Origin of the sequence: Ethanoligenens harbinense YUAN-3 (assembly GCF_000178115.2) — a bacterium.
GTDB lineage: Bacteria > Bacillota > Clostridia > Oscillospirales > Ethanoligenentaceae > Ethanoligenens > Ethanoligenens harbinense.
The window spans coordinates 1568353-1594935 of record NC_014828.1; the positions used below are offsets into that span (position 1 = coordinate 1568353).

20 protein-coding genes are annotated in these 26583 nt (G+C 58.9%); 5 read left to right on the plus strand and 15 right to left on the minus strand.

Going from position 1 to position 26583, the window contains the following annotated elements:
• Positions 1-2: 2 nt before the first annotated feature.
• Genes hisB through hisZ form a run of 5 tightly spaced genes read right to left on the minus strand, consistent with a single transcriptional unit; the run spans position 3 to position 4743 of the window.
• Positions 3-581, minus strand: coding sequence for an imidazoleglycerol-phosphate dehydratase HisB (gene hisB / locus ETHHA_RS07255; protein ID WP_013485330.1), 579 nt, complete (start codon positions 579-581; stop codon positions 3-5).
• Positions 572-1633, minus strand: coding sequence for a pyridoxal phosphate-dependent aminotransferase (locus ETHHA_RS07260; RefSeq protein ID WP_013485331.1), 1062 nt, complete (start codon positions 1631-1633; stop codon positions 572-574). The genes hisB and ETHHA_RS07260 overlap by 10 nt, the downstream gene beginning before the upstream one ends.
• A complete protein-coding gene (gene hisD, locus ETHHA_RS07265; RefSeq protein WP_013485332.1) occupies positions 1630-2916 on the minus strand; it encodes a histidinol dehydrogenase in 1287 nt (428 codons plus the stop codon). Before hisD ends, ETHHA_RS07260 begins: the two co-directional genes overlap by 4 nt.
• 1 nt (position 2917) lies before the next feature.
• Complete coding sequence (gene hisG / locus ETHHA_RS07270; protein WP_013485333.1) at positions 2918-3553, minus strand: ATP phosphoribosyltransferase; 636 nt, start codon at positions 3551-3553, stop codon at positions 2918-2920.
• Positions 3550-4743, minus strand: a complete 1194-nt coding sequence (gene hisZ, locus ETHHA_RS07275) for an ATP phosphoribosyltransferase regulatory subunit (protein WP_013485334.1) — start codon at positions 4741-4743, stop codon at positions 3550-3552. Before hisZ ends, hisG begins: the two co-directional genes overlap by 4 nt.
• A 461-nt stretch (positions 4744-5204) precedes the next feature.
• Here hisZ and ETHHA_RS07280 point away from each other — a divergent pair, with 461 nt between their 5' ends.
• Positions 5205-5810, plus strand: coding sequence for an NYN domain-containing protein (locus ETHHA_RS07280; RefSeq protein WP_013485335.1), 606 nt, complete (start codon positions 5205-5207; stop codon positions 5808-5810).
• Positions 5811-5917: 107 nt separating this feature from the next.
• Here ETHHA_RS07280 and ETHHA_RS16220 read toward each other — a convergent pair whose 3' ends face one another.
• Genes ETHHA_RS16220 through ETHHA_RS15110 form a run of 5 tightly spaced genes read right to left on the minus strand, consistent with a single transcriptional unit; the run spans position 5918 to position 9832 of the window.
• On the minus strand, positions 5918-6280 hold the full coding sequence (locus tag ETHHA_RS16220) for a phosphoenolpyruvate carboxykinase domain-containing protein (RefSeq protein WP_278244168.1): 363 nt from the start codon (positions 6278-6280) through the stop codon (positions 5918-5920).
• Between the two features lie 29 nt (positions 6281-6309).
• Positions 6310-7278: a peptide-methionine (R)-S-oxide reductase MsrB gene (gene msrB / locus ETHHA_RS07290; RefSeq protein ID WP_013485337.1), complete on the minus strand. Its 969-nt coding sequence runs from the start codon at positions 7276-7278 to the stop codon at positions 6310-6312.
• 57 nt (positions 7279-7335) lie between these two features.
• On the minus strand, positions 7336-8106 hold the full coding sequence (locus ETHHA_RS07295) for a methyltransferase domain-containing protein (protein ID WP_013485338.1): 771 nt from the start codon (positions 8104-8106) through the stop codon (positions 7336-7338).
• Positions 8107-8138: 32 nt separating this feature from the next.
• Positions 8139-8765, minus strand: a complete 627-nt coding sequence (locus tag ETHHA_RS07300) for a response regulator (protein ID WP_013485339.1) — start codon at positions 8763-8765, stop codon at positions 8139-8141.
• The gene (locus ETHHA_RS15110) at positions 8762-9832 is read right to left on the minus strand and encodes a sensor histidine kinase (protein WP_013485340.1); all 1071 of its coding nucleotides are present in this window, start codon (positions 9830-9832) and stop codon (positions 8762-8764) included. The genes ETHHA_RS07300 and ETHHA_RS15110 overlap by 4 nt, the downstream gene beginning before the upstream one ends.
• Before the next feature lie 333 nt (positions 9833-10165).
• Here ETHHA_RS15110 and ETHHA_RS07310 point away from each other — a divergent pair, with 333 nt between their 5' ends.
• The 4 genes from ETHHA_RS07310 (at position 10166) to ETHHA_RS07325 (ending at position 14493) form a co-directional block, all read left to right on the plus strand.
• Positions 10166-11098: an ABC transporter ATP-binding protein gene (locus ETHHA_RS07310; RefSeq protein WP_013485341.1), complete on the plus strand. Its 933-nt coding sequence runs from the start codon at positions 10166-10168 to the stop codon at positions 11096-11098.
• Positions 11099-11111: 13 nt separating this feature from the next.
• Complete coding sequence (locus ETHHA_RS07315; RefSeq protein ID WP_013485342.1) at positions 11112-12281, plus strand: ABC transporter permease; 1170 nt, start codon at positions 11112-11114, stop codon at positions 12279-12281.
• The gene (locus ETHHA_RS07320) at positions 12268-13434 is read left to right on the plus strand and encodes an ABC transporter permease (RefSeq protein WP_013485343.1); all 1167 of its coding nucleotides are present in this window, start codon (positions 12268-12270) and stop codon (positions 13432-13434) included. Before ETHHA_RS07315 ends, ETHHA_RS07320 begins: the two co-directional genes overlap by 14 nt.
• Before the next feature lie 255 nt (positions 13435-13689).
• Entirely contained in the window at positions 13690-14493 is an 804-nt protein-coding gene (locus ETHHA_RS07325; RefSeq protein ID WP_013485344.1) for an SDR family NAD(P)-dependent oxidoreductase, read from the plus strand.
• Between the two features lie 40 nt (positions 14494-14533).
• Here ETHHA_RS07325 and ETHHA_RS07330 read toward each other — a convergent pair whose 3' ends face one another.
• The 5 genes from ETHHA_RS07330 to ETHHA_RS07350 form a co-directional block, all read right to left on the minus strand.
• The gene (locus tag ETHHA_RS07330; RefSeq protein ID WP_013485345.1) at positions 14534-15826 is read right to left on the minus strand and encodes a glycoside hydrolase family 1 protein; all 1293 of its coding nucleotides are present in this window, start codon (positions 15824-15826) and stop codon (positions 14534-14536) included.
• Positions 15827-15877: 51 nt separating this feature from the next.
• Positions 15878-18298, minus strand: a complete 2421-nt coding sequence (locus tag ETHHA_RS07335) for a methyl-accepting chemotaxis protein (RefSeq protein WP_049776580.1) — start codon at positions 18296-18298, stop codon at positions 15878-15880.
• A 216-nt stretch (positions 18299-18514) separates the two neighbouring features.
• Positions 18515-19621, minus strand: coding sequence for an A/G-specific adenine glycosylase (mutY, locus tag ETHHA_RS07340; RefSeq protein ID WP_013485347.1), 1107 nt, complete (start codon positions 19619-19621; stop codon positions 18515-18517).
• Positions 19622-19655: 34 nt separating this feature from the next.
• On the minus strand, positions 19656-23216 hold the full coding sequence (gene addA, locus ETHHA_RS07345) for a helicase-exonuclease AddAB subunit AddA (RefSeq protein WP_013485348.1): 3561 nt from the start codon (positions 23214-23216) through the stop codon (positions 19656-19658).
• On the minus strand, positions 23173-26559 hold the full coding sequence (locus ETHHA_RS07350) for a PD-(D/E)XK nuclease family protein (RefSeq protein ID WP_013485349.1): 3387 nt from the start codon (positions 26557-26559) through the stop codon (positions 23173-23175). The genes addA and ETHHA_RS07350 overlap by 44 nt, the downstream gene beginning before the upstream one ends.
• Positions 26560-26583 lie beyond the last annotated feature (24 nt).

Below are 26583 nucleotides of genomic sequence, written 5' to 3' on the forward strand. Positions count from 1 at the left end.
AGTCACAGGCTCCCTTTGGTGGAAAGCACGCCTTTGCCCGTTTCCTCGCAGGCCAGCCGCAAAGCATGGCCCAGCGCTTTGAACAGCCCTTCCGTCATATGGTGGGTGTTTTTCCCGTAAAGAATACGCAGGTGCAGCGTGATGCCCGCGTGGAACGCGAACGCCCGCATGAATTCCTCGGTCAGGCAGGCGTCGTATGCGCCGATCTGCCCGGCCTGCAGCGGCGCGTCGAACACCAGAAAAGGCCGACCGCTGATATCCAGCACGCAAAAAGCCAACGCTTCATCCATCGGTACATAAAAACTGCCATACCGTGCAATGCCCTCTTTGGTGCCAATGGCTTTTGCAAAGGTATCCCCCAACACGATACCGGTATCCTCAACGGTGTGATGCCCGTCCACATCCAGATCGCCCTGCACATGCACCTGCAAGTCAAAGCCCGCATGTGTGGCAAAGCTGTTGAGCATATGATCGAAAAAGCCGATGCCCGTCCGGATATCGTTGTGTGCGTTCCCATCGAGATTCAGAGAAAGCTCGATCTTGGTTTCCTTTGTCTGACGGGTACTTTTTCCTATCCGCATGCAAGTGCCCCCTCTTTCACACAGGCAGCGAATGCCTGGATAAACAGTTGATTTTCTTCCGGCGCGCCCGCGGTGATACGCAACAGCTCGCCGCCGACACACCGCACCGAAACCCCGCGCGATTGCAGTGCCTGATGCAGAGCGGGAGCGTCCGGCGTACGGAGTGTAACAAAATTGGCCCGCGCGGAGAAAACATGTAAACCGTTCTGCGCAAACGACAGCAAAGCGGTATACAGCGCGTCCCGCGAAGCGCATATTTGGGCGACGGCGCTTTGCAGGGTGCTTTTTTCCGCCAGCACCGCTTCCCCCGCGATCTGCGTGAGCGCATTGACATTATACGGGGATTTTGCCGCGCGCAGATAGGCGCTCAAACGGTCGTTTGCCACTGCAAACCCCAGCCGGATACCCGCCAGCCCGATTTTGGAAAGGGTTTTCAGCACAATGCAGTTTTCCCGCATTGGCGCTTCGCGTATAATGGACTCATCCCAAAAATCCATATAGGCTTCGTCCACCACCACCAGGCAGTTCAACGAATCAACGATCTTCAGCACATCGGCGGCGGGAATGCCCTGTGATGTCGGGTTGCAGGGGTTGGAAAAAAGGACCATGCGCACCTGTTCCGCACGCGCCAGCGCGATCAGTTCATCCGCGTCAAACCGCAGCGCGTGATCTTTCTGCAAAAAGACCGGCTCGATCTCCGCCAGCGCGCCATAATGCGGATACATCGAAAAATCCGGCGTGACAAGCAGTGCACGATCACCCTTTTCCAGCAGCACGTTGAACAGCAGCGTAATCAGCTCATCCGAACCGTTTCCCGGCGTGACAAAACGCGCATCCACGCCGTAATACGCGCCGAAAGCCTCGCTGACGGCCGCGCCAAGCGGGTCAGGATAGCGGTTGAATGCCAGCGCGGACACGCGCCGGCCGATCACCTCACGCAGGCTGTCCGGCAGAGGCACAAAGCTCTCGTTCGCGTCCAGATGGATGCCGTCCGCGGAAGTACCGGGGTCATATGGCCGCAGGCACGCCAGCTTTTCGCTCACAAAGTTCATTGGCCGAACCTCACCTTGATGGAGTTGGCGTGCGCGGTCAGCCCCTCCGCTTCCGCAAGCGTGACGATATCGTCTTTGCCCTTGTCCAGTGCTTCGCGGGAGTAATAAATGAAACTGGACTTTTTCACGAACGTGTCAACCGACAGCGGGGAGAAAAACCGTGCGGTGCCGCTGGTGGGCAACACATGGTTAGGCCCGGCGTAATAGTCCCCCAGCGGTTCGGGCGAATATTGGCCCAAAAAAACCGAACCGGCGTTTTCCACCATGCCCAGCCAGTGCATCGGCTGGTTCACCATCAGTTCCAGATGCTCCGGTGCGATGCGGTTGGCCAGGCACAGACAGTCCGCCAAGTTCTTACAGACGATGATGGCACCGAAATCGCGCAGCGACTGTTCGATGATCTCGCGGCGGGAAAGCGCAGCTTTCTGCCGGTCGATCTCTGCCAGTGTTTGTTCTGCCAGCTTTCTGGAAACGGTGAGCAGTACCGCCGAGGCCAACGGGTCGTGCTCCGCCTGCGACATCAGGTCGGCGGCCAGATAGGCGGGGTCGGCCGTTTCGTCGGCCACCACCAGAATCTCGCTGGGTCCCGCGATCATGTCGATATCGACCGCGCCGAACACCAACCGCTTAGCTGTCGCAACATAAATGTTGCCCGGCCCGACGATCTTGTCCACTTTCGGGACAGATGCGGTACCGTACGCCAATGCCGCAACCGCCTGCGCGCCGCCGATGGCGAACACCCGATCCACGCCTGCGACCTTTGCCGCCGCAAGGATGTACGGATTGACGGTTCCTTCTTTTCCGGGAGGAGCCACCATCACCAGTTCACCCACCCCGGCCACTTTGGCGGGGATAGCGTTCATCAGCACCGACGACGGATATGCCGCCTTGCCACCGGGCACATATAGGCCCACACGCGCCAGCCCACGCACACGCTGCCCCATTACGACGCCGTTGGGCTGGGTCGTGATGAAGCCCTCGCGCTTCTGCCGCTCATGAAATGCACGGATGTTTTCGGCAGCCCGGGTGAGCGATTCGATGAACCGTGCGGGCACCTGAGCGTAGGCATTCTCCAGCGCGTCCGGAGACAGCTCCAGCGCCCCCGGCCGCTTGCCGTCGAACTTCTCGGTATAATCGCGTACCGCGTCATCGCCGCGCGTACACACATCCGCAAGGATGCCGCTCACGGTCTCGCTTACCTGCCGGTCGATCTCCGTGCTGCGGTTGTGCATGGTCTCCAGCAACTCCAGTTCGCTTGTGCCGTCGGCAGTCAGAATCTTCAATTCACTCCGCTCCTTTCACAGTTTCGATTTTATGGGTCAGGGTTTCGATCTGTTCTTTTTTCAGCTTCATGCTGGGGATGTTCACGATCATCCGGGCGGAAACCGGGCAGATATCCTCGATCATTTCCAGCCCGTTCTCGCGCAGGGTGGCGCCGGTTTCCACGATATCCACAATGGCGTCGGAAAGGCCGAGCAGCGGCGCAAGTTCGACCGAACCCTCGATCTTGATGATCTCCACATCCATGCCCTTGCCTTCAAAAAAGCCGCGTGCGATCTTCGGATATTTGGTGGCGATGCGCTTCTGGCGATAGCCGGTGTAAAACGGCTTGCCCTTCGGCCCCGCCACGGCAAACTTGCAGCGCCCGAAACCAAGATCAAGCACTTCATAAAAGCTGTGCCCGTTTTCCAAAATGGTGTCTTTGCCTACGATCCCCACATCGCACACGCCGTGCTCCACATACGTAATAACATCCGCCGCTTTTGCCAGCACGATCTCCATATTTCCATCCGGGATGGCAAGAATCAGTTTCCGGCCCTTTTCGAGCAGTGGGGTGCAGTCGTAACCGATCTTCTGGAACAGCCCGACGGTGTCCCGTTCCAGGCGCCCTTTGGTTAATGCAATGCGAATCGGTTTCATTTTTCCGCCTCCAGTATCCGGGTCGTCACAGTTTTCGCCACTACGTCAATGCGGCGAATTCCCTTTTTGCGGGCGTAATCGACCGCGTCCTCCAGTGCCTCAAACACACTGCGTTCGCAGGTCAGGCCAGACGCGATCAGATCGTCCGCATGGGCAAACGCCGCCTTAACATATCCCTTTTCATAAAAAACCAGCACGTCCGCCCGGTCGGATTTGTTCTCATCCAGTCCCTCGCGGGCAACGGCATCCACATTCAGCGCGAAACCTGTGGCCGGCATGGGCAGGCCGAATTTTCCATACAGCTCGTCGTACCGCCCGCCGAGCAGCACAGGCTCGCCCGGTCCGTGCATATATCCTTTAAATACCACGCCGGTATAATAATCAATACTCTGCACCAGACCGAGGTCGATCATGATATGTTCTTTCCAACCCATTTCGCAAAGTGTTTCATAAACAGACTGAAGATACCGGATGATACCGGCGGCCTGTTCGTTCGGCGCGATCTCCAATGCGCGTTTGAGTACTTCGTCGCCGCCAAAAAGATGGGGTAATTCCGCAAGGGCGCGGCAGGCCGCGTTTTCATGGCCATAGGGGGCAAGCAACGCGCCAATGGACGCATAACTTTTTGAATCAATAAAACTGCGGATGCGCTCTTTTATTTCCAGTTCCACCGGCAAATCGTCGATCAACGCCTTGAAAAAGCCGACATGCCCGATCTCCAGACGGAAATCCGGTGTTACACTGCGCAGCGCGGCGATGGCCAGGGAAATCGCCTCGATATCCGCACGCTCGCCGCCTATGCCGATGAGTTCCACACCGCACTGGGCGATTTCGTCCCGTCGGCCGGACATGGACGGGTTGATACGGAACACATTCTGGTTATAAAACAGACGAAGCGGCGGTGCAAACCCTTTCAGTTTGGTGGAAACGACCCGCGCAATGGGGGTGGTATTATCCGGTCGAAGCGCTAAAATACGACCGCGCGCATCAATCAGTTTATACATGGTCTCATCGTCCATGGTGGAGTCGCGAAAAACATCATAAAACTCCATCGACGGCGTGACCACTTCGCTGAACCCATAGCTTTTGAACAGGTTCACCAGTTTGGTTTCCACTGCACGGCGCACTTCGCATTCTTTAAACAGCAGGTCGCACCCGCCGTCCGGCGTCACGTTTCTGTATTTTGCCATTCCCCGTATCCTCCAGATTTCCACGGCCTGCCGCCGTACGGCGGCTACATTGCATAAAACAGATATATCTTGTCTATTATAGCATGGTTGCGGCTATCGCAACAGAGGTTTCGGCCGTATCGGATATTTTTATTACAGTATTAGTTTATCATGGTAAATCAAAAAAGTCAACCACCCCACAAGGGCATTGGGAAGAGCAGCGCATAGCCTGTGCATAGAATCCATCCGGCAGGGTAAAAGCATTTCCCTGTATACACCCCCTTTTGTTCACACAAATTCCTTATTTATGTAAAAGAATCCCGTTGGATTTTACATTTTCCCTTGATTTTTGCTGTTCACAGCGTATAATAATGAGTGTGAGAATGGTTCGTGGCCTTAGTGGCCCGGACTGTACAGATCTGCCGGAAAGACCTGATTAGCTTTTTAGCTGACGGGTCTTTTAGACTTAGAGGAGTATTTTTATGCAACGTGTAATGGTCTTCATCGACCAGTTGAACTTCGAGATCGCCCTGTTAAATTACTACCGCGATAACGGCTCCCAAGCCCCCCGCCTGGATTACAACGCCATCCCTGTTGAACTGACCAAACTGCTTCCGGGAGAAAACCATCTTGTCAAGACATTTCTGTTTGTCCCCAAGCCCGATGAGTTCCTGATGAATCTTCCCCGCTGGCAGCATTACAGCAACTGGATCAACGGCATGAAAAACCAGCATTATTTTACCGTGATTGAAGGGTCGTATGTAGCGCGCCAGATTGATGAATCCATCCCCATGGATGCGAACGATCCCCGCTCATATTACAAAGAAGAAAAAGGTACAGATATCAACATCGCCGTGCATGTTCTGACTAAAGGCTTCATGAACGCATACGATACAGCGCTCATTCTGAGTGGAGACAGCGATTATGTGACGGTGCTGGATATCCTAAACATGATCGGCAAAACGACTGTGATCGCCGGCGTCAAGGGCCAGAACATCTCCAAACTCCGCAAAAGCTGTGACGACAGTTATATCATAGATGATACATTCTTTCAGAAATGCCTGCGGGACGATAGCAAACGCATCTGATATTCCATCATTTTTTCCCAACAAACTGTTCTTTGAAAGCGAAATAGATGAAAATCCAAGAAATCTCCTCGGATGTTGGAATTGGCTTCCAAAAGTTGGACGATATTTCAATTCAGTGACCGGAAGGGCTTGTTGCCTGTGCAGAGCAGGTGGCAAGCCCTTCCGGTTTGTCTTGATGCGATACCCATTTCTGGTTTGGCACAGGCGCAGAAAAAGCCCCGCTCCAAAAGGTTCGGTGCGATCTTGCCACTGCACCTGTATATGATCGGTATTTCTTCATCATCACCGTTGTACTGCCTTATGGGTGATGATATACCCCGACGCTTTTTCCAAACTTTGATTCGCGTCGTTTTGGCGCAACCGTGCGGAAAGGCGGCGGCAATATACCGAACCTCACCCGTGGGTTTTCCAATGCCGAAAACGGCCATATGCGCGGCATACCATTCCTGTTTTTGGCCCAGGCGGGACACGATGCGCAGCGCCCCCAACCGGAGGGGAGTCAACGCACCTCGTGCAAATAGGCAGCATACCCCTCCCGCACCATTTCCGCGCAGGGAACGAACCGCAACGCGGCGCTGTTGATACAGTATCGCAGCCCGCCCGTTTCCGCCGGGCCGTCGGTGAACACGTGGCCCAAATGCGCATCCCCGGATGCGCTGCGCACCTCCGTACGCAGCATACCGTGGCTGGCGTCCGGTTTTTCTATGATTTTCGCACTGCGGATGGGATGAGTGAAACTCGGCCAGCCGCACCCGGATTCAAACTGATCGGTTGTCACGAACAGCGGTTCCCCTGTCACGATATCGACATAGATGCCCGGTTCATCATTGTCCCAATACGCGTTCTGGAACGGCGGCTCAGTGCCGTTTTCCTGCGTGACGGCATAAGAGGAGGCGGGCAGCGTCTGTTTCAGCGTATCTCTGTCCGGTGTTTGGCCGGTGCCGGGCTTCCATTCGCCATGTACCGGCGCCATCAGACCCATGTCGATGTGGCAATACCCCCCCGGATTTTTCTCCAGATAGCGTTGATGGTAGTCCTCTGCGGGGCAAAACCCACGCAGCGGCTCCACCTCGGTGACGATGCGGCGCTTGTACTTCTTTTGCTCCCGAATCAGCGCCTTTTGGATCACGGGCATATCCTCTTCGTCCCGGTAATAGATGCCGGTGCGGTACTGCGTGCCCACGTCTCCCCCCTGCCGGTGATAGGCCGTGGGGTCGATGACGCGGAAAAAAAAGCAGAGCAGCGCCGTCAGCGAAATCTGCGCCGGGTCGTACCGCACCTCCACCGTTTCGGCATGCCCTGTTTCGGAAAGTTCCTCGTATCGAGGATGCTCCGTGCGGCCGTTCGCATAGCCCGTGGTGACATCCAGCACACCCGGAATGCGCCGGAACAACGCCTCCATCCCCCAAAAACAGCCGCCGGCCAGCCGGATTTCACGCGCTGCGCCGTCGTTTGTTTGCTTTGTCATAATGTATGACCTCCTGTTCATCCGACCGTTTGCAGCCGCCGTCCGCAAGGTAACCTTTCAGCGGGCCGTTGCCGTGAAAAAGAATCGCGGAAAACGGAAAATAACTTCTCCGTTCTTCTGCTTTGGATATCTTGCCACGATCTGCGCGAAAATTTCCTGTTCAAACGCCGGTATGCATTCTTTCGGCAGCGTCGAAAGGTACGGACGCAGCCCTGTGCCCCGATACCATTCCAAAATAGCCGCATGGTTGGGCAGGATGTGGAAATAAGTCGTCTGCCACACCGTAAAAGCGGCGGACAGTTCCGTGAGAAGGTCCACATAAGCGTTCTGTTCCAGATTGTAGAATACGCGCGGCTGCGGGAACGCGTCTTTCCAATCCGCACGCATAACAGTCTCCGTGATGATCTGATGGATTGGTTCTTCGTAATTCATCGGCGTCTGCACGGCGAGCACCCCACCCGGACGCAGCAAACCCAGCATCTCGCGCAGCAGGCGCGGATGATCGGGTATCCACTGGATGCAGGCGTTGGAGAACACCACGTCGAAACCGGGCGTAAGGTCGCCCAGCTGGCTGCCGGCATCCAGCACCCCGAACCGCAGATCGGGATGCATTTTCCGGGCGGCTTCCACCATCTCAGCGGAACGGTCGATACCCAGAATATCCGCTTGCGGGAAGCGGTCTTTAAGCACGCGGGTGCTGTTACCCGGCCCACAGCCGATATCCAGCACACGACGCACGTCTTGTAAACGAATATGCTCCGTCAGGTCGATGGACGGCTGTGTGCGCTCCCGTTCAAATTTCAAATACTGGTTCGAATCCCATCGCATCACGGTCCGCTCCTCCTGTATGTTCCATTATATCACCGGCCGTACCCGCATTTATAGTAAAACACGGCAAGCTGCGTGCGGCCGCGCAGGTGCAGTTTTTCCAGAATGGCACTGATGCTGTTGCGCACCGTACCCTCGCTGAGGAACACGCGGGACGCGATTTCCTTATTGCTTAGCCCCTCCGCGATGAGCGCGAGCAATCCGCTTTCCTTTTCCGTGAGACCATAGGCGGAAAAATCCGGCGGCACATGGCCGAAATAGGACGGTATTTTCGCCACGATATCCTCGCCGAACACCGTCTGCCCGGCGTAGACCGCTTTCAGCGCGGGCACGATGGACTCGAAATTCTGCTTGAGCAGATAGCCTTTGGCTCCGATACGCAATGCTTCAATGATATAATCATCATCGGCAAAGGTGGTGAGGAACAGCACGCGGGCGTCGTGATGGCGGGAGATGACTTCCCTGCCCGCGTCCAGCCCGGTCTGTTTCCCCATGCGGATATCCATGAGCAGGATATCCGGGACAAGCTGTTCATAAAGCCGGGCGGCATCCGCGGCACTCCCGCCCGTACCACAGACGCTGATCTCTTCATCCGCCTCCACGATGGTTTTGAGGGATGTGCTAACCAGCGGGTCATCGTCCACGATCAATACGGTCATATACCGGCTCCTTTCGGAATAGTCACAAATACCAGGAACCCGTTATCCCCGCTGAACCGCACACGCCCGTTCAGGCTTTCCACCCGCTCGGTGATGTTCTGCAGGCCCAGACCCTGGTGCTGCACGACGGCGGGCGCGTGCCCATTGTCCTGCACGATAAGCTGATAAAAACCCGGATGTTCCCGCAGCAGCACGTGCACAAACGTTGCGTCGGAATGCTTCATAATGTTGGAAAGCGCCTCTTTGAGCACAAACAGCAGTACATACTGCACGTTGTTCGACGGGTTATTCTCCACGTCATACTCCAGCCGGGCCGGACAGAAACGGAATGCATCCGTCAGCCGGACGGCTTCCAACCGCAGGTCAAGCGACTGGTCATGCAGATTGTGGATATCGGCGCGGATGCTGTCCATCCCGCGGGAAAGGGTGCTTTTGAGCGTTTGCAGGCTTTGCCGCATCGGTTCCTCTTTGGTAACGGCAAGCAGCGCACCGATCTGCAAAATGGAACTTGAGAGCAGATGCCCCACCGTATCGTGGATATCGCGCGCGATGCGGTTGCGCTCGGTCAGCGTGGCCAGGCGAATTTCATACTCCTGCTTTTCCAGCAGTTCATGGTTTTTGGCCACCAGACGCAGTTCGGTTTCTTTCGCATCGTCCCGTACGGTCAGCGCCCGCCTGGATAGTTTTTCAAACGCATCGGTGCGCCTGCGCATGAAATAGGCCACCGCGCCTGCCAGCGCCCCCCATCCAAGCAGCTTTGCGCCGCCGGACGGCAGCGCGGCGCAAAGCGGAATGATCCCCAACAAAAACAGCCAGCGCATTTCCCCAAAAAACACATCGTAGCAGATAAGCGGCAAAAAATAGACCGCGGAGGGCACAAGCAGGCAAAACAACAGATAACCGCCGAACAGGCCCCGCCGCAGATTTTCCCTCTCAAAAAGGCTCATTCCCGCGCCGATGATTACGGCGGTCAGCAGCGGTACCACCGCATAAACATCCCGGATATTTTGCAGATACCACACGGCGCACAGCAGGAACAGCGCGCTCTTATCCAGTAAACGGTTCACCGCCGTTCCTCCTTCCGTTTTCTGTCCAAATAGTAGCATATCCGCGTGAAATGCACAAGGCGAGCGCCGCCCGCATTTCGGTTCAGGCAAGGTTTCCGGTTATCCGTCGCTCAGCCTGAAACAAGCCGCACTCCAAATGCCATCCCGTTTTTCAGGCTGTGTACATATTGCCGGACTTATCGCTTCCCTAAACAGGAATACGGGCCGTAACCGCCCCGCCATGACATTTGTCATGCCCAACTTGGAAGGATGACACTGTGCGCGCCCCGTCCGCCCTGTTATACTGGTACTTGTAAGAAAAAGGGAACCGACCCTGAACGGAGGAGAAGAACTATGGTAGTGGAAGTGAAGAACCTGGTCAAGCGCTACGGAGACCTGCTGGCGCTCGACCATCTCAACCTGGAGGTGGAGGAGGGCGAGGTGTTCGGTCTGCTCGGCCCGAACGGTTCGGGCAAATCGACCTCGATCAACTGCATTCTGTCCCTGCTGCGGTACAGCAAGGGCGATATCCGCATCTTCGGCAAGCCCATGCGGCCGGACGCATATGACATCAAGCGCAACATTGGTGTGATTTTCCAGAACGTGGCCGTGTTCAATGAGCTGACCGTCTATGACAACATCCAGTATTTCTGCGGGCTGTACATCAAAGATAAAAAGGAATGCAACCGGCTGGTGGACGAGGCCATCTCGTTCGTCGGGCTGGAAGATTTCAAAAAGTTCTATCCCAAGAAACTCAGCGGCGGCCTGCTGCGCCGCCTGAACATCGCCTGCGGTATCGCGCACAAACCCAAGCTCATCATCCTCGACGAGCCGACGGTAGCCGTAGACCCACAAAGCCGCAACAAGATCCTCGAAGGCATCCAGGAGCTTAACCGGCAGGGCGCCACCATCATCTACACCTCGCATTATATGGAAGAAGTCGAGCAGATCTGCACCCGCATCGCCATCATGGACAAAGGCAAGATCATCGCCACCGGCACCACCGATTCGCTCCGCCGGCTCATCAAGACCGGTGAAAAGATTGTGGCCGAGATCATTGGCGCACCTGTTCTGGATGAGGACGGCCTGCGCGCGTTACCGCGCGTGACCGATGTGTCTTATGAAAACGGGGCGCTCACGGTGAAATCCGCGCAGGGGCGCAGCAACCTCACCGAGGTGCTCGAGTATCTCAAGGCGCACGACATCGCTTACGGCCGCATCTACTGCGAATTGCCCACGCTCAACGACGTGTTCCTTGAGATTACCGGCAAGCAGCTGCGCGACTGAGGGGGTGACGAGCATGTTTACACATATCTATACCCATCGGCTGAAATGCCACCTGCGCGACCGGATGACCCTGTTCTGGTCGATCGTCTTCCCGCTGGTGCTGGCCACCTTTTTCTCGATGGCGTTTTCCAACATCGGCAAGGACGATCTTTTTAATGAGATTCCCATCGCGGTGGTCAACAACAGCGCGTATCAGCAGGACACCGCGTTCCAGCAGGCAATCCAGAGCGTGCAGAGCACACAGGCCGACGGAACCAAGGCCCTGTTCAAGGTACAGCTTTTGTCGCAGAAACAAGCCGACGACGCGCTGAAAAACAGTAAAATCGTCGGTTACATCCTGCCCGGCAGTGCAGCAGACGATCTGCAGGTCATCGTCAAGCAGGCCGACCCCAGCAACGCGTCCGGCGTCTACCAGACCGTCCTCAAATCGTTTGTGGACGAATACCTGCAATATACCGCGGCATATAAAGACATCGCCGCGCAGGACCCGGCCGCCCTGCGCACGGCCATGCAGGTCAAAACCCAGGACTTTATCCGCTCGGTCCCGCTGTCGAAAACATCACCGAACCCCACCCTCACCTATTTCTATGCGCTGATCGCCATGGCCTGTATGTACGGCTCTTTCTGGGGCATCCGGGAGATCAACGCCGTGCAGGCCAACCAGACGATGCAGGGTGCGCGTATCAACATGGCGCCGGTGCACAAGACCCGTGTGTTTTTCGCCTCGCTCTGCTCTGCGCTCACCGTCCAGACGGCAGGCGTCTTCCTGCTGGTCGCCTACATGCGGTATGCACTGAACGTGCAGTTCGGCTCACAGACCGGATATGTTCTGCTGGCGTGTTTCGCAGGTTCCTGCGCGGGCGTGCTGTTTGGTGCCATGATCGGTGCCGTCCTGAAAGCGGCGGAAGGCGTGAAAATTGCCATTCTGCTCGCGCTGTCCATGTTCCTGTCGTTCCTTTCCGGCCTGATGTACAACAAGATGATCTATATCGTGGAGACCAGCGCGCCGATCGTAAACCGCATCAATCCCGCCGCTCTGACCGCCAATGCGTTCTATTCCCTCTATTATTACGACACGCCCGGCCAATATCTGCTGAACGTCGGCCTGTTGTTCCTGATTTCCGGCATCTTCTTTGCCGTCACCTACTTTGCACTGAGGAGGCAGAAATATGAGAGTCTATAAAACCTGTCTTCGGGTGATACAAAAACGTAGGGTCGCGTTTCTGATCTATCTGGTCATCTTCCTCTCTGTGGCTCTGATGCTCAGCAAGCTCAACCTGGACAGCGGGATAATGAATTTCACCGCGACCAAAAGCAATGTCGTCATCTTCAATGAAGACGGCAGCTCCGCCATCTCCGACGGACTGAAACAGTATCTTTCCCAAAACGCCGTGCTGGTTTCCGTGCAGGACAACAGGCGCGCGCTGCAGGACGCCCTGTTCTTCTACCAGGCAGACAGCATCCTGCGCATTCCGGTCGGTTTTTCCAAAGACCTGACGAGCGGCACGGCGACAATCAGCCGTTCGTCCCGGGCGGACAGCACCAGCAGTATCTATACGGATTATCTCGTCAACCGTTATCTCAACCTTGCAAACCTGTACGCAAAAAGCCTGCCGGGCCTCCCGGAATCGCAGATCACCGCGCGGGTGAGCGCCGCGCTCAAGAACCAGTCAACCGTCAGCATGCGTACCTTCGGGCAAAAGAGCCAGACCAGCACCGCCTCCTACTATTTCAGATATCTGATCTACGTAATCATCGCCATACTGATTCTTTCCACCTCCTCCGTCCTGTTTACGTTCCAGCAGTTGGATCTGCGGCGGCGCAACCTATGCGCCCCGATTCCGGCCGTCTCCAGCAGTCTGCAGCAAATGCTGGCTATCCTGACATTCGGTGTGGTACTCTGGGCGGTGCTGTGCAGTCTCGGGCTGGTGGAGGGCCAGCAATCCCTCAACCCGAGCACGGCTATCCTCTACCTGACCAACGCGTTCGCGGGCATGCTGGTGGGCCTGGGCATCGGGTTCCTGGTCAGCACCGTGGTCAAAAACGACCAGGCCGCCAGTGCGGCTTCCAACGTCATCTCGCTGGGCATGAGTTTCCTGTGCGGTGTGTTCGTTCCACAAGAGCTGCTGAGCAGCAGCGTGGTAAACCTTTCGCGTTTCCTGCCCGCCTATTGGTATGTGCACGCTATCAATACCATCAACAGCCTCTCCTCCTACACGATTTCTTCCATTACGCCGATTCTGCAGGACATTGGCATCGAGCTTGGATTTGCGGCGGCATTGCTGCTTATCTCGCTCCTGCTGTACCGCCAGAAACAAATGAGCAGCAGCAACTGACCCTCTTTTTCACACCGGCACGGGCCGGGGCATTCGGCAACATCATGCCGGACGCCCCGGCCTTGCCATATCCCCATATTCCGATCATACACGAACAAAACGGAATCTTCTTCTGCATTTTTGCAGAAAAACGTGCACAAAACACCCGATTCGAGGTACAATAGAAACAGCGGAACAAGCGGAAGTTTTACCGCAACCAACTGGGCCTTGTCGGTTGATGTGCAAACAAGGCCGAATATCCGGGAAGTGAGCAATATGAATCCAAACGGAAAAGTCATCATCCTCACGGGCGCGTCCTCCGGCATCGGGCGGGAACTGTTGGAACGGCTCCAGCGATACGACGCGGACATCATCGCGGTAAGCCGCCGCATCGGCTCTATCCCCAACCAGGGGGCGCGGGTCATCCCTTACGCCTGCGATGTTTCCAAACAGGAGGAGGTGGACGGCCTTTTTGATTTCGCAGTCAAAAAATTCGGGCGGGTGGACCTGTTCATCGCCAATGCGGGCTTTGCCTATTGCGAGGAACTCAACCACGCCGACTGGGACCACATCGAATCCATCTTCCGAACCAATGTGTTTTCGCCCATTTATTCCTTTGAAAAGATGAAGGAACTCAACCGCGGACGCCGCTACAACGTCATCATGACCTGCTCGGCGATCAGCCGCATCCCGCTGCCGGGCTATGCGCTGTACTGCTCCACCAAAGCCGCTATTGAGCACTTTGCGCACACCTATTATTTTGAAAAAAACGACAAGGGCACGCTCACTCTTATCTTCCCCGTGGCGACCGCTACCAAATTCTTTAAAAAAGCGGGCGACCGGGCGCCAGTGCCGTTCCCGGTGCAGTCGCCGTCCTGGGTGGCCGCATGCATCATGGCCGGCCTGCACACCGACAGCCCGGTGGTCTTCCCCTCCCTTATCCACATGGTCAGCTATTTTACCATCAACCGCGTGTTCCCGTTCATCTACGGCATTTACGACCTGGTGAACGCAGCCCGCTTTCGCAGTTGGGCGAAAAAACAACGGCAGGAAAAAGAGGCCGACACGTCGGCCCGATAAACCGTGCGGCCCGGGATATTCTCCCGGGCCGCCGGCCTGTTTATGCAAGATTGTATTCGCGGATGAGTTCCTCCGTACAGCCGCCGTCCTCGCAGATCCTCGCGTAGAACCGGCCGCTTTTTTTGATGATCCTGCGCTGGGTCTCATAATCCACATACACCAGCCCGAACCGCGCCGATTCCCCTTCCAGCCACTCGAAATTGTCCATGAGCGACCAGTGGTAATAGCGTTCGACCGGGACTCCCTTGTCGATGGCTTTTTTCACTGCGCGCAGATGCTCGGCAATAAACCGCACACGCAGTACGTCATTGTTGTCGCAGACGCCGTTCTCCGTGATCCAGATGGGCAGATGATAGCGCTCATAGAACGTTTCACACAGGATGCGCAGGCCGTCCGGATAAATTTCCCACCCCAGGTCGTTCACGGGGCGATCGGGCTGCACGAAAGTCTTGAGATCCACCGCGTTGACGATGTTGCGGGAATAATAGTTGATGCCGATAAAATCAGCATAATGCCCCTCGTGCCCCTGCGGGACGAACAGGCGCGCAGGGAACGGCAGCGTACCCGTCGTCATATAATCCGCGAACGCGTCCTGAAAGAAAAACTGTTCTTTCTCCGCGATAAAACTGTCCGGTGTGCGCCCTTTGCGCAGGGGATCGAACACCCGCAGGTGGTTGGCGACGCCCACCATCGTTTTACCGGGAAACCCGCGCTGCCGCCGGATCTTATGGATGAGTTCATACGCCGCAAAATGGCAGAGCGACATATTCACAAAGATCTGATATGCCAAAGGAATATCCTTTTTGCCGGGCGGCCACATGCCGGCCACATAGCTGTTGAGCAGAAACACATTGGGCTCGTTGATGGTGATATATTCGCTGACGAGATCGCCCAGACGCTCCACCACAAAGGCCGTATACCGTTTGAAATGGGAAACGATCTGTTTGGACGCGAACCCACCCTCTTTATCGAGCCAGATCGGATACGTAAAATGGTGCAGTGTCACCAGTGGACATATGTGATTCTGGATGAGCCGGGAAAGCACATCCCGGTAGTGGGCGACCGCCTGCTCGTCAAACCGGCCCTTTTCCGGCTCGATGCGGCTCCACTCGATGCCCATGCGGTAAACCTTATGGTGCATCTGGGACAGAAGCGCGATATCCTCCCTGTAGCGGTTCCAATGGTCGCCCGCGCGCAGGATGTCGCTGCCATCCTTGATGTGCCCCTGCTGTGCCCAGACATACCAGTTGTTGTTCCGGTCGCCGCCTTCTACCTGCACGCCGGCCGTCGCGCTGCCAAACAAAAAGTCTTTTGGAAATTGAAATGGTCTCATATTCCCTCTCAGCGGCATAGCCGCCCCGTTTTTTTGATAAGCCGCGGAACCTTACCGCAGTGTAAACCGCGAGAGCTGATTGCGCAGTTCCTCGGCCTGCCCGGAAAGTTCTTCACTGGCCGCCGCGCTTTCTTCCGACGTAGCCGAGTTGGTCTGCACCACCATGGACACCTGCTCCACCCCCGTATCCACCTGTGCGATGCCGGATGCCTGCTCGTTGGAAGAGGTGGCGATTTCTTGCATGAGCGTGGCCATTTTCTCCACGCCGTCTGAAATCACCGTGAATTCCTTCGCCGTTTCATGGGCGGTTCCGGTGCCCACCGCTACTTTTTCGACGGTGTTTTCAATCAGCGAGGTGGTCTCTTTGGCGGCATTGGCGCTCCGGGCCGCGAGGTTACGCACTTCTTCGGCCACCACGGCGAATCCTTTGCCGTACTGGCCCGCACGCGCGGCCTCCACCGCCGCGTTTAGGGCAAGGATATTGGTCTGGAACGCAATGTCGTCGATCACCTTGATGATCTTGGAGATGTTCCGGGAGGATTCGCTGATCTCATCCATGGAGCGGAGCATGTTATCCATCTGCTTGCCGCCCTTTCCTGCGCTGGTTTTGACGGCACCCACCAGGTCGTTGGTTTTGTTGGCGTTTTCCGCGTTGCTTCTGGTCTGCCCGGCAATCTCCGCGATGGTGGCGGTCAGTTCCTCCACCGCGCCGGCCTGCTCCGTCGCTCCCTGCGACAAGCTCTGGCTGCCCTGCGAAACTTCCGCCGCGCCGGCCGCCACCTGTTCGGCTGTCGCCAGGATACCGCCGAACAACTGGTTGAGAGACTCCAGGATCGTATTCAGAGAAGCGGAAATGTGCGAAAATCCCCCGCGGAATTCCGGCAAAGCGGGCTCGCTGAAATCGCCCTGCGCCATCCTGTCCAGACTGTCGGAAACCCGGCGGACGATCCCGCCAAGCTCCGCCGCAGTCTGATTCACCGCATCCACCTGCACTTTGAACACGCCGCTGAATTCGCCCTCCACATGTGTGTCAAACTCGCAGGCGGCGATGTGCGCCATCGCCTCGGTGACCGCCTGGGTCGGGCGCTCCATCGCCTCAAGCAGCTGATTGAGGCCGTCCACGATTTCCGCATATTTTCCCTGGAACCCGGACACATCCCCGCGGACGCTCAGGTCGCCCAGCACCGCCGCATGCGTGATGGACGACAATTCGCCGATGAGCGTATGGAGCGTTTCCATCATGGTAATGAACGCCGGGGTCAGCCGGTCGTTTTCGCTGCGCTGCCCCTGTTCTTTCAGCACCGCGAGTTCACGCACATCGCCGGATGCCACCTGCTCCACGATGTCCTGGATATACAGGCCCTGCCGCTGCACACTGGCGATGCCGTCCTCCAGTTCGGCAAAATCTCCCCGGAAACTCCGCGACAACGCAGCGGTATAGTCGTTGGACTTGATGGCCGTCAGCACATTTATGGCCTCCAAAACCGGTGCGGAAATCGCATCCAGCGTGCCGTTGATCCCGTCGATGATCTCCCGGTAGCCGCCCCGGAACCGACTCGCGTCACCGCGCACATGCAGGATGTTGCCCTTCACGCTTTCCTCAGTGAGCCGTACCACTTCCGCCACCAGCGCATTCACCGTGCCCATCATGGCCGCCAGCGCGGGCATCAGCCGGTCGTTCTCCGATCGGGCGCGGATGTTGGCGCTCATGGAAAGCTTCTGCACGTCGCCGTTTGCGATCTTTTCCATCAAGTTCTGGATGCCGATCAGACGCATGCGCAGGATATTGATCGCCCCGGACATATTCTTGAAAACGCCCGGATAATCTCCCTCCATTTTCAGAGAGAAATCATCCACCGACATGTTCTGCAGGACCTTGTTGATCTCCGAGACCGGGGCGGCAACGGTTTCCATCAGCTGGTTGAATTCCGCCGCATATTTCCGCCATTCCCCACGATATTTCCCCTCGTCGATCCGCTGTGTCAGATCGCCCGCGTTCACTGCCTCCAGCAGCCGCTCGGTATCCTTTAAAATGCTGCTCACCACGGCCTGCAGGCGCGACACCGCCTGCCCCAGCGGATGAGAATCGCCTGCCTGCGCATGCAGATTCCCCGCCGCAAGCCCGGCCAACGGGTCGAGCACCTGCGTCTGCAGCGCGTCGGCCAGCGCATCCGCCTGCGCGGACAAAAGACCGACCGCGTCGCCGGAACGGCTGCGGAGCCGCCCGTCCAGCCGGCCGCGCAGGATATCGGCAAGCTGGTTCGTAACTTTTTTCACCCGGGCAACCACCGTGAACTGCTGGACCAATATCACAGCGGCCGCGGAAAGAACCGCCAGCACGGCCCCTGTGGCGAACAAAGCGTTTCCTCCTGCTTTATGATAAAAAACAAGAACGGTAAAAACAGCAAACGCGATAACCTGAACAGCCAGCAGCACCGCGCCTGTTTTAAATGCGGAGAGTTTTGTCTTCATTTCAACCACTTCTTTTTTATAATTTCTGCACCCAATACCTAAATCAGTCCTCATATGTCTATCATACTACCACATTTTTGAAGCAATGAAAAGAAAGATTCTGCCAGCCCCGCTTGATTACTCCCGCCGTCCTCGCTTCACCGTACGGCGCACGGACGCCGCACCATCGGAGATGTCCGCCCCGGACGCATACACGAAAAGACGGCGGTTCTTATGCTACATTCCGTCCCGCGCGAGCAGCTCCAGCAGCAGGCGCGCGTACGGTCGAAACGCGCTGGGCAGCGCATAGCGCTCCGCCAGGTCGGCGGCGTTCGCCCAGACGCCGTCCTCCACCGGCGGGCAGGCGTGCGGAAGCGCCAGCAAGCCCTTCATCCGCCATTCAATATGTGAAAAAATATGCTTTCCGTCGCCTAGCGCACGGGTCTCCGCTTCGGGCATGCCCCAGCCTGCCAGCACCGCGCCGGTTTCTTCCGCGCTCAGCCAGCCGGCCAGATTGGGCAGTTCCCACATGCCCGCCAGCAGCCCCTTGCCCGCGCGGCGGCGCAGCAGCACGGTGTGCTCCGCCACCACCACAAAAACCGTGCGTTCTTCCACGACGCGCGGTTTTTTCGGTGATTTATACGGGTAATCCGGCGCGTTGCCCGCCCGCGCGGCGGCACAGAACGCCCGCACCGGGCAATCCGCGCAGCGCGGCGCGGCGTTGGGCAGGCAGACGGTGGCCCCCAGTTCCATCATGGCCTGGTTGAAATCCCCCGGACACTCCCGAAGCAACAGCGCGGCGGCCGCCTGCTCGAACGCACGCTTCACCTGCGGCAGAGCGATGTCCTCCCTACAGGCCAGCAAACGCGCCAGCACACGCAGTACATTGCCGTCCACCGCCGGTACCGGGATACCAAACGCGATGGACGCGACCGCCCCCGCCGTATACGGTCCAATGCCGGGCAGCGCGCGCAGCGCTTCATAGGAGCCGGGCAGATTTGTGCCGCCCGCCAGTACCACGGCCTGCGCGGCCTTCTGCATATTGCGCACGCGCGAATAGTACCCAAGCCCTTCCCAAAGCTTCAGCAGGCGGTCTTCCGGCGCGCGGGCCAGAGCGGGCAGATCGGGCAGCGCCGCGAGGAACCGCTCATAATATGGGACGACCGCTTCCACCCGCGTCTGCTGGAGCATGATCTCGGATACCCATACGCGGTACGGTGTGGGCAAAACCCTCCACGGCAGCCTACGGGCGTTGGCGCCGTACCATGCGAGCAGCGGCGCGGAAAACGGACGAAGCGCGTCAATCTTCTCGGGAACAAACAGAGATTTTCTGCGGTCGTTCAATAGAATATTCCTTTCCTGTGTTGTATGCTGTATCTCACAGTTCGACCAGCGCGCCCTGCGCAAAGCCGTAAAGATAGCAAGCGGCCACCGGTGTGCGGAAGATCTGCCCCACCGCGCGCGCATAGAGTGCAAGTTGCCCGGCATAACGCGCGCGCAGCTCGTCCGCGCCCGCATGGTCGGTCTTGTAATCAAGGATAAAATACCGTCCGTCCTCGACCCAGACCACGTCCGCCATACCCTGTAGCACGATCTGCGCGCGTACATCCAGCGCCGTGTTCGTGGGAGCGGGCACGTCCATTCCCATTCCGGAAAGCTCATCCGGGGAAACCGTCAGGTTGAAGCGCAGCTCTTTCCATATGCGTTCCGCCCGCCGCAGCCGTGCGAACAGCGGCGTCTCCAGAAACGCCAGAACCTGCGCGGCATCCACCGCTTTGCCCTCCTCCGGCAGCAGGTGCGCACTCTTCACCAGCCGCCGCGCCTCTGCCGCAACATCCTCTGTCGAGTGGAGGTTTGCCAGATCGGCCAACTGCATGAACGTGTGCAGGGCGGTGCCTTTCTGCGCGGCCGACAGCCCCGCCTGCACAAACGACGGACGGCGCACGCCAAAATCACGGTGCAGACGTTCTTCCGCGATCTCGGACACCGCCAGCTTGGACGGCAGGCGGGTCAGCGGCTCATGCGGGTAAACAAACGCGATGCGCCGCCGGATCTCCGCCAGCAGTTCTTCATCCACGGGCTGCGGCGTCTCCTGCTCCACGTCCGGTGCTGTTTTGCAAGCCCCCTCCGCCTGAGCGATGACCGGCTCCATGCTGTGTGCCGTGGAGAGAATTGACAGTTCCTCCAGCCCGGCAAGCGCCCGCAAACAGCCGCAGGAAGGATGGCGCAGCACGCAGGCCAGCAGCCACGCCATGAAATTCGGCGCCTGCATGGCGGCAAACGGCACGATGCCCGCGCCGTCCGGGCGAAGCAGCGCGGCGGCGGATGCGACGGCCTTTTCCGCCGTGGGCACCGCGGCCACGCAGATCAGCTTTTCCTTTGCCCGCGTCATAGCGACATAGAGCACGCGCATCTCCTCCGCCATCGAGCCGCGTTCGGTCTCAATGCGCACCACCTCACGCGGCAGCGTGGTGACATGGCAGGAAAGCGCGGGGTCGCGCAGATAACTGCCAAACCCATATTCGGGGTGGAACAGCGTGCCGCGCCGACTGTCTTCCCGGTTAAAGCGCCGCCCTAAACCCGCCACGATGCAGACCGGAAACTCCAGTCCTTTGGATTTGTGGATGCTCATCACCCGCACCACGTCCGCGTCCTCGGACACGGTGGAAGCGGGCGGCAGGTCGGCGTCTTCCGCCACCCGGTCCACGAAACGCACAAATCCCGCCAGCCCGCGGAACCCAGCCGCCTCATAACTGCGCGCATAATCGAGCAGCAGGCGCAGGTTGGCCCGTCTGCCCGCCCCACCCGGCATGGCGGTGCAGATATCGAGAAACGCCGTGCTCTCATAGACGCGCAGAATCAGTCGGTCGGACGGCAGCACCGCCGCCAAACGGCGCAAATCATCCAGCATCTCGACAAAAGCCGCAAAATGCCCCCCCTCCGCCTTCGCCCGCGCAAGCACCGCGAGATACAGATGCCCTTTCGGATGTTCCAGACGCAAACCGGCCAGATCGTCCGGCGAAAAGCCGAACACCGGCGAGAGCATCACCGACAGCAGCGGGATGTCCTGCAAAGGGTTGTCCAGCACACGCAGCAGTGCGAGCATCACCGCCACCTCATACGAGCCGAGATAGCCGCCCGCGATGTCCGCGTAAGCGGGCAAGCCTTCTTCTTTGAGCGCGTCCACGTAAGTCTGCGCCAGCCGGTTCGCGCCGCGCAGCAGGATACAGAAATCCTTGCAGACAACCGAACGAGGGCCGCCCGCGCCCTGCACGGTATAGCCCTCCCGCAGCATCCGCGCGACCGTCCGCGCCACATAGCGCGCTTCCAGCATGGCGTTGTCGTCGTTCTCGTCATATGCGGCCGTTTCAACCAGGTGCAGCGCGAAATCCGCCTCGTTCCCCGGCCGGTCGAAGTAGACGGCGGCGGGGGTCATCCGTTCCTCCTCACCATAGTCGATGCCGCCCAGTTCCCGGGACATCAACTGCCCGAACACGAAATTCACCGCTTCCGCCACACCCGCACGACTGCGGAAATTGCGCCCGAGCACAATGCGCGCGGGGTATGTATGCCCGTCATACGGGGAAAAGGTCTCTTTTTTTTCAATAAACAGCTCGGGCGTGGCCTTGCGGAAGCGATAGATGCTCTGCTTGACATCGCCCACCATGAACAGGTTCTGTTCTTCGCGGGACACCGCGCGGAAGATGGCATCCTGCGCGGGGTTGACATCCTGATACTCGTCCACCAGCACTTCCTCGAACTGCGCAGCCACCGCGTACGCGGCGGGCGTGGGCGAGCCGTCTTTCCCGCGCAGCAGGCGCAATGCCAGCCGTTCCAGATCGCCGAAATCGAGAATGCCTTTTTCCGCCTTTTTGGCATAGAACCGGCTATCCAGTTCCTTGACGACCCCGAATAGGCTCTCCGCCAGCGGGCGCAGCCGCTCCACGTCCACGCGGTATTCGGCCTCGGTGCAGCAGAGCACGCCCGCGCAGAGCTTGTCCATCTGCTCTTTCACCGTATCGCGCACGCCTTTCAAGCGGTCTCGCAGCGCCGGGTCGTCCATCTTGCGCGCCGCGCCCAGCCGGTCGTAGACCATCCCCTGCACGGCCACAGTCACGCCGTCCCAGTCTTTTGCGTTTGCAAGGGAGCATGCCCGCTCCACCTGAGCAAGCAGCGAGGCAAACGCGCCGCCGTACGCTTTCTCCAGCGTGTCGACGCCCCGCATGGTTTCCAGCGCGGCGCGCAGAGCCCCGGCGGCATTTCCCAGCGCGGCGGAAGCAAAGCGCAGCGCCGCCTGCCCCCAAAGCGTATCCCCCAGCGGGATATCGGTGCGGTAGAGAGCGAGTTTTTCGTCCAGCCAGGCATCCGGGTCGGGCAAAGAGCGGAGAAAATCGAACAGGCGCAGGATGGTATCCGTCAGGCTCGTATCGTCCCGCCCCGCACCGAGCATTTCACTCAGGTGCAAAAACGCGCCGCCCGCCGCGCCGCCCGCATACGACTCTTCCAACAGTTCGTCCAGCGTGTCGCCCAGCAGCACGCGCGCCTCGTTTTCGTCCGCGATACGGAAATCAGGCGGAATGTCCAGTTTTTCAAAATGTGCACGCAGCAGTTCGAGACAGAACGCGTGGATGGTGCTGATGTGCGCGTGCTGGAGCAAAATCTGCTGGCGGCGCAGGTTGGCGTCCTCCGGGTGCTCCACGGCCAGCGTGTGCAGCCTTGCGGCCAGCCGCGCCCGCATCTCCGCCGCCGCCGCGTTGGTAAATGTAACCACCAGCAGACGGTCGGCATCGCAGGGATGGTTCGGGTCGGTCATGCGTCCGACCACTCGCTCCACCAGCACCGCCGTCTTGCCGCTGCCCGCAGCCGCCGAGACCAGCAGCGTGCCGCCTCTGGCCTCAATCGCCTGTTTCTGCTCCGCCGTCCATTGCCGGTCCGCCATCGTTCTCCCCCTCCCCGATTGCCTGCCAGATTTCCGCTTTGCCCATCCGGTTCAGCCAGTGCTGCGGGTCACCTTTTTCAAAGCCGCAGACACCCGCGTAATCGCAGTAGCTACACGGCTGATACCCCAGCCCCGCCACCGGCACGGCGGCAATGTCCCCCGCGCGCAGAGTGGCGGCCATTTGACGCAGCAGCCTGTCCACATGCCGCTTGAGCGCCCCGAACTGCGCCAGCGACGCAACTGTGGAGCGCGCATCCGGCTCGCCGCCGCCTTTGAGCTGCGCGGGAATGAACAGGCCCTTTGCCTCGCGCTCCATACTGCGGATGATATTCGGGTCATCCGCCACCATGCCGCTCATTTTCAGTTTGCCGTCGGCCGCTTTGACAACTTCCTCGGGCGCGGCCCCATGCGGGGTTTCCACGTCCGGCTGCCTGGCGGGGAAATACAGCACCCCGGCGGGCAGCAGTTCCCGCACGCCGTAGCGCTCCGCCGCCTGATCGCACAGCGTGAACAGATAGATGAACATCTGCAGGTTCAGGCCGTACAGCACGTCCGCGAACTGAAAGCTTTTCGAGCCTGTCTTGTAATCCACCACACGCAGATAGGCCCTGTCGCCGTTTTTCAAGATATCCACACGGTCCACCTTGCCCTCCACCGCGATGGCGCCGCCGTCCTGAAGCGGCAGAACCGTGGGCGGCACTTCCCCGTCTATGCCGATGGGCAATTCGAAATCCACCGGCACAAAACGGCTCTGCGAAAATTCGGCGGCCAAACGGTCAATCAGCCGGAGCACTGTTTCCCGCAGGCGCAAGAACAGGTGCTTGAAGCGCTCAGGTTTATTTTCCAACCCACCGAGATAGCCGTCCGCAAAATCCGTGAGCAGGAGGCCGGTTTCCTCCTCCAACTGCGCGCGTGAGAGCTCCGCCAGTTGCCCGCCCGGGTGCGCCTGCAGCAGATGCTCCAAAACAAAATGCACGAGCGTGCCCACTTCCGGAGCGGCCAGTTCCGCCCGCCGACGCGGCAGGGCCTTCATCCCATACCGGCAGAAATACAAAAACCGGCATTGCCCATAGGCCTCCAGCCGGCTGGGGCTGATGTGCATCCGCTCCCCGAAAAGCGCCCGGGCGGCGGCATGGTCGGTCAGGCGGGCAGGACGTTTTTCCGCAGCACGCTCCAGCGCGCGCAGGCGGATCGCGTCCTCCGGGCGGCTCTCAAAGCAGGCGCGCAGTGCGGCGGAAAAGCCGTCCCGCTCCCGAAAACGGGATGCCAGCTGCTCAAAGGCCGACTGCCCGCTCCATATAGCGTCCAGCGGGCCGCAGGACGCGTCGCACCGCATCGCATGTGGAAACAACGCCTGCACCTGCGCCAGATACGGCGAGGATTGGATGACTTTCCCTTTGGTGTCGCTGCGCGGACAGCAGAGATAGAGCGCGCGGGAGGCGCAGGCAAACGCCTGGTAGGCAATGAAGCGTTCCTCCACCAGCCGTTCCTCGGCAGGCGGGGAAAGTTCCAATCCCAGCCGGATGAGTTGTTCGCGTTCGCTGTCGGTGAGGATGCCGCCGCTACCCGTTTTGGGAAACACACCGTCCGCCAGGCCGATGACGAACACATAGGCGGCGTCCCCGGCGCGGATACGCTCCGCGTCGCCCGCCGTGACCTGGTCGAGCGTGGGTGGGATATGCGCCAGTTCGGTAGCCCCGATGGCCAGCCGCAACATGCGCAAAAGCTCCGGCACCGTGACAGCCCGTTCGCCAAGCACGGCGGCCATCTGTTCCAGCATGCCAATCAGCTTGTCCCACACCTGCCGGTATTCATCTTCCAGTTCCTGCTCGCCGTTTTGGGCAAAGCGCGCGCAGGCTTCCGCCATCTGCCGCTCAACCTGCATCCCGGTCAAAAACGCATACAGCGCCTGCGCCTGCCCGGCGCCGTCCGCCTGTTCCAGTGCTGCCGCCAGCGTTTCCACCGGCTCCATCACCCGCAGACGCAGTGCGTTCAGCGTTCTCAGACGTGCGTCGTCCGGTTGCGCGGTGCTGCCGAATCCATCCGGATGGTCTGTCCATTCGGTCTGCCAGGCCGTACGCCCCTGCAGGTTCCATGTATAGAGATAATTTTCCAACTGCGCGATTTCGACCGTGGAAAGGCCTGCCAACCCGGTCTTGAGATAGCGAAGTACCGCTTCCTGCCGGAAATTGCCCGCGAGAAGCTCCAGCGCGCCGGAAACGAACGCCATCAGCGGATGGGCGGATACATCGCGCCTAGCATCAAGAAACAGGGGAATGCCGTATTTGTTACACACGGGGTCCAGAATGCCGTTGTAAAGCGGCAGCCCGCGCGAGATGACCACCATCTCATCGTAGCGCGCCTCCCCAGTCTGCACCAGCCGGGCGATCTCCCTCGCCACAAACTGCACTTCCTCATACAGGTTTCCCGCCGAAACAATCCGCAAAGCGGATGCTTCTCCGTTAAACGGTGCTGCCTCCGGCCGGAAAACGCGCTCTTCCAGCGCGGCAATCTCCGGCGCGGCAAAGCGGCGCGGGGGGCCAAGCAGCACCGGCTTGGCGACCGCCACCTCCAGCTTCCGTGCCAAATGAAGCAGTTCTCCCGCTGTTTTCTGCACGGGCGAAAACAGCCCCAGGCCCTGCTCCGCGTCCTCCAGCCGGTCGGCGCAGAGGGTGACATATACGTCGTCGCTTTGCCGGAGAATATGCCCGAGCACCCGTTTCTGGGGAGCGGTGAACCCTTTGAACGCGTCGATGACGACCGTTTTACCCTCAAAAAACAGGCAATCCTCCAGTTTTTCGGCCAAGCGGGCGATACCGTCCAGATCGTCCGAAAACAGGCGGGAACACAGCGCGTCATAGGTTTGCAGGAGCAGCGAAAGATCCGCCAACTTGCCCGCCAGCGCGTCGTCATCCATCTGACCGCCGGCCGCGGCAAGCATATCAGGGGCCACACCGCAGTACTTGAGTTCGGCCACCGCTTCCACCATCGCTTTTGCAAACGCGGGGCTGTCTGCCTGCCGGTGATAGACCTGCAGCAGGTCGGCGACCTGTTTGGCGGCCATGCTCATCACCAGCACGCGCCCGCAGCCGTCAATCGCACGCCCCGCGGCGCCGCCGCACAACCCGAACACGCGCTGTGCCATGCGGGAAAAACTAAGCACTTCCACATGCAGGCAGGCGGCAGGGCCGACCGTCTGGAGCAGCGCGCGTTCCATCTCGAACGTGAACTGCTCCGGCACCACCAGCACTGCATCCTGTCCTTCCGCCACGGCCTGCGCCGCCTTTTCCAGTGCGAACCATGTCTTGCCGCTGCCCGCGCGCCCCAGAACCAAGCGTAGCATGCTGTCACCCCCGCAATTTTGTAG

Excerpts from the sequence above, each read along its gene's own strand:
- hisB (WP_013485330.1), bottom strand. The coding sequence starts at position 581 with ATGCGGATAGGAAAAAGTACCCGTCAGACAAAGGAAACCAAGATCGAG.
- ETHHA_RS07260 (WP_013485331.1), bottom strand. The coding sequence starts at position 1,633 with ATGAACTTTGTGAGCGAAAAGCTGGCGTGCCTGCGGCCATATGACCCC.
- hisG (WP_013485333.1), bottom strand. The coding sequence starts at position 3,553 with ATGAAACCGATTCGCATTGCATTAACCAAAGGGCGCCTGGAACGGGAC.
- hisZ (WP_013485334.1), bottom strand. The coding sequence starts at position 4,743 with ATGGCAAAATACAGAAACGTGACGCCGGACGGCGGGTGCGACCTGCTG.
- ETHHA_RS07280 (WP_013485335.1), top strand. The coding sequence starts at position 5,205 with ATGCAACGTGTAATGGTCTTCATCGACCAGTTGAACTTCGAGATCGCC.
- msrB (WP_013485337.1), bottom strand. The coding sequence starts at position 7,278 with ATGACAAAGCAAACAAACGACGGCGCAGCGCGTGAAATCCGGCTGGCC.
- ETHHA_RS07295 (WP_013485338.1), bottom strand. The coding sequence starts at position 8,106 with ATGCGATGGGATTCGAACCAGTATTTGAAATTTGAACGGGAGCGCACA.
- ETHHA_RS07300 (WP_013485339.1), bottom strand. The coding sequence starts at position 8,765 with ATGACCGTATTGATCGTGGACGATGACCCGCTGGTTAGCACATCCCTC.
- ETHHA_RS07310 (WP_013485341.1), top strand. The coding sequence starts at position 10,166 with ATGGTAGTGGAAGTGAAGAACCTGGTCAAGCGCTACGGAGACCTGCTG.
- ETHHA_RS07315 (WP_013485342.1), top strand. The coding sequence starts at position 11,112 with ATGTTTACACATATCTATACCCATCGGCTGAAATGCCACCTGCGCGAC.
- ETHHA_RS07320 (WP_013485343.1), top strand. The coding sequence starts at position 12,268 with ATGAGAGTCTATAAAACCTGTCTTCGGGTGATACAAAAACGTAGGGTC.
- ETHHA_RS07325 (WP_013485344.1), top strand. The coding sequence starts at position 13,690 with ATGAATCCAAACGGAAAAGTCATCATCCTCACGGGCGCGTCCTCCGGC.
- ETHHA_RS07330 (WP_013485345.1), bottom strand. The coding sequence starts at position 15,826 with ATGAGACCATTTCAATTTCCAAAAGACTTTTTGTTTGGCAGCGCGACG.
- ETHHA_RS07335 (WP_049776580.1), bottom strand. The coding sequence starts at position 18,298 with ATGAAGACAAAACTCTCCGCATTTAAAACAGGCGCGGTGCTGCTGGCT.
- addA (WP_013485348.1), bottom strand. The coding sequence starts at position 23,216 with ATGGCGGACCGGCAATGGACGGCGGAGCAGAAACAGGCGATTGAGGCC.
- ETHHA_RS07350 (WP_013485349.1), bottom strand. The coding sequence starts at position 26,559 with ATGCTACGCTTGGTTCTGGGGCGCGCGGGCAGCGGCAAGACATGGTTC.